Here is a 9,085-nt window from a genome sequence, read left to right as displayed (position 1 = left end):
CGGCAACGCGGCGTGGGGGCACCTCCCAGCGTTAGCTGGGGGAGTGCCGTGCCAGACGCCGCGGACCCGGCCATGATCCACCGGACAGGCCCTAGGCGCGTTTCGACGAGACGAGGTGCGCGAAGGCCACCACGTTGGCCACGTAGTCCTTGGCCTTGTGGTCGTACGAGCCACCGCAGGTGATCAGGCGGAGCTGGGCGTCCGGCGTGTCGGCATAGACCTTGTCGTTGGGGAAGGTCGCCTTGCTGAAGGTCTCCACGGAGTCGATCTTGAACGTCGCGACGATGCCGTCCTCGCGGGTGATCTCGACGGTGGCGCCGGGCTTGAGGGTCTCCAGTTGCAGGAAGACCGCCGGGCCGGTCTTGGTGTCCACGTGGCCCGCGACGATCGCGGCGCCGCGCTCTCCCGGCGCCGCACCGTCCTGATACCAGCCGACGAGGTTCTTGTCGGCGGCCGGGGGCGGATTGAGCCCCCCGGTGGGGCCGAGGGTCAGCGAGGTGAACGGCGCGTCCACGGCGATCTCCGGGATCGTCAGCCGCTTCGGTGCGGAGCGGGGCAGCGTCAGGTCGGAGACGGGCGCGGCGGCTCGGCGCTTGACGGAGGCGGCGGCCTTGGGACGGGACTGCGGCTTGGCGTCCGCCGTGGTGTCCACGGAGTTGTAGACGAGGAAGGCACCCAGCAGAAATGCTCCCGCGGCCCAGATCAGGCCGCGTCCGACGGGGCGGACCGCGGTGGCTGACTTGGGCGGATCGGGGTTCGGATTCGGCTGGGGCGACTGCTGGGCGGTCATGAGGGGCCTTTCGTGAGCGGGCGGGGCGCGGTGCGGAGGGACCGCGCGGGCGTCGGCAGCGGGTCCGCACGGACCTGCGGAGCGGCGACGACTACGCAATCGCCGCGGCCACCGTCCGGTGAGGACGGTGGCCGCGACTGCACATCGACCTCCGGAGGTGGCAGCCTGATCAGGCTGCGGTGCCCGACGCGTTGCGGCGACGCAGCATGTAGGCACCGGCGCCCAGACCACCGAGCATCAGGACGGAGCCGGCAGCCAGGCCACTGCCGGACATCGCCATGCCGCCGCCACCGGTGTGGACACCGCCGTGCGGGCGACGTCCCCAGTGGTCGCGGTCGCCGTAGCCACCGTGGTCGCGGTCGCCACGCCCGTAGCCACCGTGGTCGCGGTCGCCACGCCCGTTGTCGCGGTCGCCGCGGCCGTTGTCGCGGTCACCACGCCCGTTGTCGCGGTCGCCGCGGCCGTTGTCGCGGTCGCCACGCCCGTGGTCACGGTCCCGGTCACCACGCCCGTGGTCCCGGTCACCGCGGCCGTGGTCGCGGTCGCCACGCCCGTGGTCGTCACCGTAGTTGCTGCTGGTGTCCCAGTCCCCGATCACGGCCGTGGCCAGCGCGCCACCGCCGGTGTGCACACCGCCGTGCGGCTGACGGTGGTGGCCCCAGCCGTGGTCGCGGTCGCCGTAGCCACCGTAGTCGCGGTCCCGGTCGCCGCGGCCGTTGTCGCGGTCCCGGTCGCCACGCCCGTGGTCCCGGTCCCGGTCGCCGCGGCCGTTGTCGCGGTCGCGGTCGCCGCGGCCGTGGTCCCGGTCGCCGCGTCCGTGGTCGTCACCGCTGACCGAGGTCCCGATGCCCGAGGCGAAGCCCTCGGCCAGACCCATGGCAGTCGCGGCGGGTGCAGTGATCGTGAGCGCCGCCATCACGGCGGCGGATGCGAACAGAGTGCGGGCAGTGCGCATGGAGTCATGTTCCTTTCGGCGCGACTGCGAAGGCTGACACTTCGTCGGCACATCGGATCGCAGTAGCGACGTGATCACCGTCAGTCGGAATCCGGCTCGGCACCACCGGAGAACGTCGCATTCGGGGGACAACGTCGGCTCTTCGGGTGGCGGAGGACGACGTATTCACCCGTTGGACGGCGCGTGGCTCCGGCGTGTCGTCATCAAGGTGGGCTAGAGGGGGTCTAAGGGGGCCCGGAAGCGGCTCCCGGGCCCGTGACAGAGCGCTTGGCGCGGGCCGCCCGGACGTCCGGGCGGCCCGTCCCGGTTCCGGTCGGGCGACGGTTGTACGGGCGTTTCCCAGGCACCATGTCGCCCGTCACGAGTCAGGATCGGGACGGTCGCTGACGTGGCCACAGACACAGACACAGACACAGACACGGACACAGACACGGACACAGACACGGCCCGGGCCCCGGACCCGGGCGCAGACCGCCTGGCCTTCCTACTCCTCACGCCGGCCCCTGAGGTTGCGTCAATTGGTTGTACGCGCCTTAGAGTCCGGGAGGGGACGGGGGCGGACCGCCGGACAGCGGCGGTGCAGCGGGGAACGGAGGGCGGCGGGTGGCCATCGGAGGTCCGGGCGGGCCCGCGATTCTGCTCGACATCGGCGGGGTCCTCTCGCCGGATCACCTGCCGGCGGCCGCGGCCGAGTGGGGCGACCGGCTCGGAATCCCCCAACACGCTTTCCTGGCCGCGCTGTTCGCCGGCAACGACGACCAGGTGCTGATCGGCCGGACCGGCCAGGAAGCCTGGTGGCACACCGTCCGGCAGCGACTGGGGGCCGACCGCGCCCTGATGGCGGAGATCCGGCGGGACCTGGCGACCCGGCAGCACTGGGAGGGCGACCTGCTGGCCGGGCTACGGGCGCTGCGTGGCCGGGCCAGGACCGTCCTTGTGAGCAATGCCTGGCCGGAGATGCGCCCCGCGCTCGCCGCCGCCGGAGTGCTGGACGCCGTCGACGGCACCGTGCTGTCCTGCGAGGTCGGCCACGCCAAGCCCGACCCCCGCATCTACGCGCTCGCGCTGCGGCGGGCGGGTGTGGCGGAACCGGCAGGTGCCTTGTTCGTCGATGACACCGTGGGCCATGTGCGCGCCGCGCGGGCGCTGGGCATGGCCGGTCATCTGCACACGGACACCGGGGGCACGCTCGTCCGGATCGAGGAGTTCGTGCGGAGGGCGGGCGGCGGCGGGTGAGGGGCGGCCGGGCGGGTCAGCCGGTGCCGGCCCGCAGCGCTTCTTGGACGATGGCCTCCAGGCGGGCGTGATGGGCGCCGCGCCAGTAGACCCGTCCGCACGAGGTGCACTGCGCGAAGACGTCGTAGGTGCGCTGCGTGCCGTGTTGGAGCTGCTCCTGGACCGCGTCCTTGTCGGCGGCGGCCAAGGGGCCGTTGCACGCGGTGCAGCGGGTCCATGGGTTGAGGGTGGGCGCGAACCTGCCGAGTACGTCCCGGAGTTGGTCGTCCGGCCGGTCGCTGTAGATGTAGGCCCCGGCCCAGATCTCCCGGCGTTGCAGCAGGCCCCGGTCGCGGGAGAGCAGCACCCGCCGGTCCTTGGCGGAGAGCGCGGCCAGCGCCGCGTCGCCCGGGTCCTCGTTGGTGTACGCCGCATCGACGCCGAGCAGGCGCAGCCGGCGGGCCAGCGTGCCGAGGTGCACATCGAGCAGGAACCGCAGCGGAGCGCCGGGGACGCGCTGCGGCCGCTCGACTGCCTGTACCTCGATGTGTTCGCCCTGCCGCGGGATGTGCGAGACGGATGCCTGTGCGCCGTCCACGACCAGCCGCCCGACCTCGGTGAGCGGGACGCCCAGCGATTCGACGAGGTGGCCGAGCGTCGAAGCGCCGTCGGTCACCAGCGGCGTGCGTCCGGCGCGCCGTTCCGCTCCGACGAAGAGGTGCAGCTCAGGGGCGAAGCTGAGGGCGATCTCGGGTCCGTTCACGTCGCACAGCATGGCATCGGGCGGGCCGTGTCAGCCAGCGGATTCCGTGGTGGGGGGCGACCGGGGGCGGTGTCCGCCGGTGTCGTATCCGGCCCTTGCGGCGCTACATACGGACCGTAGCGGTCCGGCGAACGGATTGTGCACCGTGGCACAGGACCGGTCCGGCCACCGCCCCTAGCCTCACCTGCACGTCAGCAACATCAGCGACACCAACGAGGGGCGGCACCGGTGAACTGGCTCATCCACGACTACCGCGAGAAGGACCTCGCCGAAGTGGTCCACCTGATCGACTCCACGGCCGAGCTCGGGCAGGAGTCCGTCTTCTCGCTCGCCGAGTGCATCAGCGCCCTGACCTCGCGGCAGCCCGCCGTGGTCGCCGTCCACCAGGGCGTTCCCATCGGGGCGGCACTCGCCTGTGTCGCGGGCGAACGGGGCTGGGTGATGCGGATCGCGATCTCCTCGGCCTGGCGCGGCCGGGGACTGGCCAGTGCGCTGCTGGTCGAGCTGGAGCGGCGCCTGATCGCCGCCCGGGTGAGCCGGATCGCGTATGTGCTCCCCGAGGAGGACCTGCTCGGGGAGGGGCTGCTCAACGCGGGCTACACGCGGCAGCCCGCGGTCGCCTACTTCGAGAAGGTCGAGCCGCACCACGGGCCCGCGGCCGGTCTCCTGGACGACCTGGGCGGGCGGTTCCTGCCCACCGACCTGTGGGCCAAGGTCGCCGGTATGGAGGCGGAGAAGGACCTGATCGAACGGCGGGTGGTGCTGCCGCTGGCGGAGCCGGAGCGGGCCGCCCGGCACGGGGTGCGGCCGCCGCGGGCGATCGCCCTGTTCGGGCCGCCGGGGACCGGGAAGACCACGTTCGCCCGCGGGATCGCCGCCCGACTGGGCTGGCCGTTCGTCGAGCTGTTGCCGTCCAGGTTGGCGGACGAGGGCAATCTGGCGGCGGCGCTGCGCAGCGCGTTCGCCAGGATCGCCGAGTTGGAGCGGGTGCTGGTGTTCATCGACGAGGTCGAGGAGATCGCGCCGGTGCGCGGCGAGCCGGCGCAGCCGGGTGGTCTGCACGGGGTGACCAATGAGCTGCTCAAGCTGATCCCCGGCTTCCGGGAGCAGGACGAGCGGCTGCTGGTCTGTGCGACCAATTCCATCCGCTCGCTCGACCCGGCGTTCCTGCGCCCGGGGCGCTTCGACTACCTGATTCCGATCGGGACGCCCGACCAGGCCGCCCGGGCGGCGATCTGGTCCCGGTACACCGACGGGCGGCCCGATGTCGCCATTCCGGCGCTGGTCGCGGCCAGTGAGCTGTTCACCCCGGCGGACATCGAGCACGCGGCCAGGGTGGCCGCCCAGGCGTCGTTCGAGCGGGATCTGGAGGCGATCGGCGGCGGGACGGCTGCCCCGGGCCGGCTCGGCGCGAGCACCGAGGACTACCTCGCCGCGATCGGGCAGTGCCGGCCGACCGTTACGCCCGCGATGATCGACGAGTTCAGCGCCGACATCACCGCCCACGCCCGCTGCTGAGAACCCGAGACCCCGAGAGCGCGGTGGCCACCGCCGGCCGCCGCGCTCTCGGCCAGGGGCCGGGCATTTTCCACCACCGCGATGACGCCGTCGCACTGCGTCTGGAGGAGGTCCGTCCGTGCCGGCTCCTCCGCTGGAACGACGATGCCGCGTCACCGGCTGCATACGGTGAGAAGTGCAGCCGGACCGCACGGTGCGGCATTGCGCCAAGTGCGGTGGAACACCGACACAGTTGCGAGTCGAGAGAGGCGGGACGGCATATGCCGGAGAATCCGCAGGCCCCGCAGGCCGGGCAGACCCCTCGGTCCCCCGAGGTCACACAGGACCCACAGGGGTCACACGGGTCACAAGGGCCGCAGGGCTCCGAGATATCCGCATCGCGGCCCGCCCCGTCCACCGAACCCGCGCACGATCCCGCGGTCCTTCCGGTGGTCGATCTGCCCGCCTACGGCGAAGACTTCATCACCGACCCCTACCCGTATTACGCCAAGCTGCGGGCCCAGGGCCCCGTCCACCGTGTGCGCACCCCGTACGGCCAGGAGGCGTGGTTGGTCGTCGGCCATGAGGCGGTCCGCTCCGCGCTCGCCGATCCGCGGCTGGGCAAGGACTGGAGCAGCGCCAACCTGCAACGCCTCGTCGGCGACGAGACGCCCCTGTTCACCAACATGCTGGATGCGGATCCGCCGCACCACACCCGGCTGCGGAAACTGGTGGCGAAGGAGTTCACCAGTCGCCGCGTCGAGGCGCTCCGCCCCCGCGTGCAGCGCATCACCGACGAACTCCTCGACGCGATGCTGGCCGCACCGGACGGCCGGGCCGACCTCATCGAGGCGCTGGCCTTCCCGCTGCCGATGACCGTCATCTGCGAACTGCTCGGCGTCCCGTCCATGGACCGCGACGCCTTCCGCGCCTGGTCCCACGAGCTCGTCTCACCGGCCAGCCCCGAAGCGACGCAGCAGGCCGTCCAGGAGATGTCCGCCTACCTCACCGCCCTCGTCGAGGTGCTCCGCCGCGAACCCGGCGACGGGTTGCTCAGCGACCTGGTCCGGACCAGCGACGAGGACGGCGATCGGCTCTCCCACGAGGAAGTGATCGGCACCGCCTTCCTCCTGCTGGTCGCCGGCCACGAGACCACGGTCAACCTGATCTCCAACGGCGTGCGGGCCCTGCTGGAGCATCCCGCCCAACTGGCCGCCCTACGGGCCGACGACGGCCTGGTGGACAACGCCGTGGAGGAGATGTTGCGCTACGACGGCCCGGTGGAGACCACCACCTGGCGTTGCGCGGCCGAGCCGGTGGAACTCGGCGGCACCGTGATCCCGGCCGGTTCCGCCGTGCTGATCTCGCTGGCCTCGGCCTCCCGCGATCCCGAACGGTTCGTCAGCGCCGACGACTTCGACATCACCCGCGATCCGCGCGGTCATGTCGCCTTCGGCCACGGCATCCACTTCTGTCTCGGCGCACCGCTGGCCCGTCTGGAGGGCCGGATCGCCCTCCGCTCCCTACTGGACCGTTGCCCCGGCCTCGCCCTGGACACCGTCGCGGACGCCCCGGCCTGGCGCCCCGGTCTCCTCATGCGCGGCATGAACCGGTTGCCGATCCGCTGGGACGGGTAGCGGGCCTGGTGCCTGTCCGGTGGATCAGGGTCGGACAGACACCTGACGCATAGTTCGGGGAGGTCGGTGACGCGGCTGGTCCGCGCGCCGCGGTCGGCCGGCCGGCCCTGGTCGCCGGCCGGCCCTGGTCGCCGGCCGGCCCTGGTCGCCGGCCTGCCCTGGTCGTAGGGCAGGCCACGGCCGGCCGGCGGTCCGCGGATCGGCTGCCCGTCGGCGGCTGTGGGGACGTGCCCCCGACCGTCCGGTGCGGGGCCGTCCAGCGCGCTGTGCGACAGTGTCCCGATGCAAACCATCGGATTGATCGGCGGCATGAGCTGGGAGTCCACGGCGGAGTACTACCGCCTGCTCAACGAGCTGACGCGGGAGCGACTGGGCGGGCTGCACTCGGCCAAGTGCGTGCTCTACTCAGTGGACTTCGCGGAGATCGAACGCCTCCAGGTCGAGGGGCGCTGGGACGAGGCCGGCGCGGTCTTGGCCGACGCCGCCGGGGCCCTGGAAGCGGCGGGCGCGGAGCTGCTGCTGATCTGCACCAACACGATGCACAAGGTCGCCGACCAGGTGTCGTCCGCGGTCGGCGTCCCGCTCCTGCACCTGGCCGACACCACGGCGGAGGCCGTACGCGGCCAGGGACTTCGCCGCATCGGACTGCTGGGCACCGCGTTCACGATGGAGCAGGACTTCTACCGCGGCCGCCTCGTGGACCACGGCCTTGACGTGGTGGTCCCGGATGCCGCAGGGCGCGAGACCGTCCACCGCGTGATCTACGAGGAGCTGTGCGTGGGCGTCGTCAAGGAGGAGTCGCGCACCGCCTACATCGCCGTCATCGACGAGTTGATCGCCGCCGGGGCGGAGGGCATCGTGCTCGGCTGCACCGAGATCGAACTGCTCATCCGCCCACAGGACAGCCGGGTCCCCGTCTTTCCCACGACCCGGCTGCACGCCGAGGCCGCGGTCGCCCGCGCACTGGCCACGCCCTGAACACCGCGCGCCCCACCGCCAGCCACCTGCGCCAACTCGCACCCCTTGTGGTCGCGTTCGTCGCCGTGCCTCCGTCGCAGCCCGGGCGCGTCGTGACGACAGGTACGCTGACAGGGTGTCTCACACCGAGTTAGAACGCCTGGCCAGGATCCGGATACAAGTCACCGGAGAAACCCTCGAACGCGCCCTGGCCGTGCTGCGCGGAGACACCGCCGAGGCGGGACCCGCCCCCCTGACCGGAGCCGGGGCGGGCGCTGCCCCCCATGTCGGCCCCAACCCCGGCGCCGAAGCCGCCGGCACTGCCGCCTCCGATCCCGACTGGGAAGCGGAACCCCCGCATCAGCCCCCGCACCCTCGACGTCCACACCTGCGCGGCCTGTGACAACTCCGGGCCAGCACATGGGCGTTACTGCCGGCAGCCACGGACTTCCCCATCGGGGCAGCCGCGCCGGACGAGCCCGCTCCAAGGTCCAGACAGCGGCGGAACCAACGAGCGCCCAGACTGGATCAGCACAGCCTCCCAGCCAGGCAATCGCCGGCCCGCCGCCCCACCCGGTTCGCCGGGCGCGCTGGGCAACCGCAGCACTGCGCTGAGTACGGAGTGCGGCAGCACCGACACCAGGAATCCGGTGCCCGTCCGTGTCCGTCCAGGCGCAGAACGCCAGCGGCCGGCCTGGTATCCGCATCCCCCACGGCCGCACCAGTGCGAGCGCCAGGACGACCCCGAGGGCCGCCATGCCGATCGTCACCAGGTTGAGCAGGACCCATCCGAGCAGGTCGAAGCCCGCTCCCACCGGGGCCACCCCGAGCATCAGCGCGTCATGGAACCAGCCGCCTCGCCAGGAGCGGGGTCCGGGGTACCTGGTGCCCTCCGCTGGCCACCATGCGGACCTCACCCCGGTCGCTGATCTCTGCGCGCACGATCCCCGACTCGTCCTCGTAGATCGGATACCCGCCCGCTCCCGCCTGGTCGGTACGCCGGACGATCACCACGTCGTCCTCCACCGCGGGGGCCTGAAATACCAGCTCATAGCGTTCCGGGTAATCCATCGGGGCCTCCCGATACTGCTCTGCGGGTTCTACCGCCCAAGACGCCACTCCCGCGGTCGCTACGCGCGGGCCGCACCGCCCCGGCCCTTCCATCCTCGCCCACGCCAGAGCCCCACGCCTCACCACACATCATTGAACGCTTAACGGATTACGGCGGTGGCGATGCATGTCACACCACGCTCATACTCCCACCACAGAAA

Annotated in this window: 9 protein-coding genes; 5 read left to right on the top strand and 4 right to left on the bottom strand. The window is 72.1% G+C overall.

Annotated elements, in window-relative coordinates; genetic code table 11:
• Positions 1-91 precede the first annotated feature (91 nt).
• Together ACFVT2_RS30445 and ACFVT2_RS30440 are read right to left on the bottom strand one after the other, a co-directional pair.
• Positions 92-790, bottom strand: coding sequence for a class F sortase (locus ACFVT2_RS30445; protein WP_390022991.1), 699 nt, complete (start codon positions 788-790; stop codon positions 92-94).
• Between the two features lie 169 nt (positions 791-959).
• Positions 960-1,745, bottom strand: a complete 786-nt coding sequence (locus ACFVT2_RS30440) for a hypothetical protein (RefSeq protein WP_390022990.1) — start codon at positions 1,743-1,745, stop codon at positions 960-962.
• A gap of 603 nt (positions 1,746-2,348) precedes the next feature.
• Between ACFVT2_RS30440 and ACFVT2_RS30435 the strand changes: the two genes are divergently transcribed.
• Complete coding sequence (locus tag ACFVT2_RS30435) at positions 2,349-2,981, top strand: HAD-IA family hydrolase (protein WP_390022988.1); 633 nt, start codon at positions 2,349-2,351, stop codon at positions 2,979-2,981.
• A gap of 16 nt (positions 2,982-2,997) precedes the next feature.
• Here ACFVT2_RS30435 and ACFVT2_RS30430 read toward each other — a convergent pair whose 3' ends face one another.
• Positions 2,998-3,723 (bottom strand): Mut7-C RNAse domain-containing protein, encoded by a 726-nt coding sequence (locus tag ACFVT2_RS30430; RefSeq protein WP_390022987.1) that lies wholly within the window; start codon positions 3,721-3,723, stop codon positions 2,998-3,000.
• Positions 3,724-3,951: 228 nt separating this feature from the next.
• Here ACFVT2_RS30430 and ACFVT2_RS30425 point away from each other — a divergent pair, with 228 nt between their 5' ends.
• From ACFVT2_RS30425 to ACFVT2_RS30410, 4 genes are all read left to right on the top strand, one after another.
• Positions 3,952-5,241 (top strand): ATP-binding protein, encoded by a 1,290-nt coding sequence (locus ACFVT2_RS30425; RefSeq protein WP_390022985.1) that lies wholly within the window; start codon positions 3,952-3,954, stop codon positions 5,239-5,241.
• A 428-nt stretch (positions 5,242-5,669) separates the two neighbouring features.
• On the top strand, positions 5,670-6,857 hold the full coding sequence (locus ACFVT2_RS30420) for a cytochrome P450 (RefSeq protein ID WP_390022983.1): 1,188 nt from the start codon (positions 5,670-5,672) through the stop codon (positions 6,855-6,857).
• Between the two features lie 282 nt (positions 6,858-7,139).
• Positions 7,140-7,835, top strand: coding sequence for an aspartate/glutamate racemase family protein (locus ACFVT2_RS30415; protein WP_390022982.1), 696 nt, complete (start codon positions 7,140-7,142; stop codon positions 7,833-7,835).
• 115 nt (positions 7,836-7,950) lie between these two features.
• On the top strand, positions 7,951-8,217 hold the full coding sequence (locus tag ACFVT2_RS30410) for a hypothetical protein (RefSeq protein ID WP_390022980.1): 267 nt from the start codon (positions 7,951-7,953) through the stop codon (positions 8,215-8,217).
• A 437-nt stretch (positions 8,218-8,654) separates the two neighbouring features.
• On the opposite strand, the gene ACFVT2_RS30405 is transcribed toward ACFVT2_RS30410, so the two are convergent.
• Positions 8,655-8,885 carry a DUF6296 family protein gene (locus ACFVT2_RS30405; RefSeq protein WP_390022979.1) on the bottom strand — a complete coding sequence of 77 codons (231 nt, stop codon included), beginning with the start codon at positions 8,883-8,885 and terminating at the stop codon, positions 8,655-8,657.
• Positions 8,886-9,085 lie beyond the last annotated feature (200 nt).

It is taken from the genome of Streptomyces sp. NPDC058000 (assembly GCF_042886435.1).
Lineage (GTDB): Bacteria > Actinomycetota > Actinomycetes > Streptomycetales > Streptomycetaceae > Streptomyces.
The sequence above is the reverse complement of the archived record's forward strand: the minus strand, read 5'-3'. Positions and strand labels throughout refer to the sequence as shown.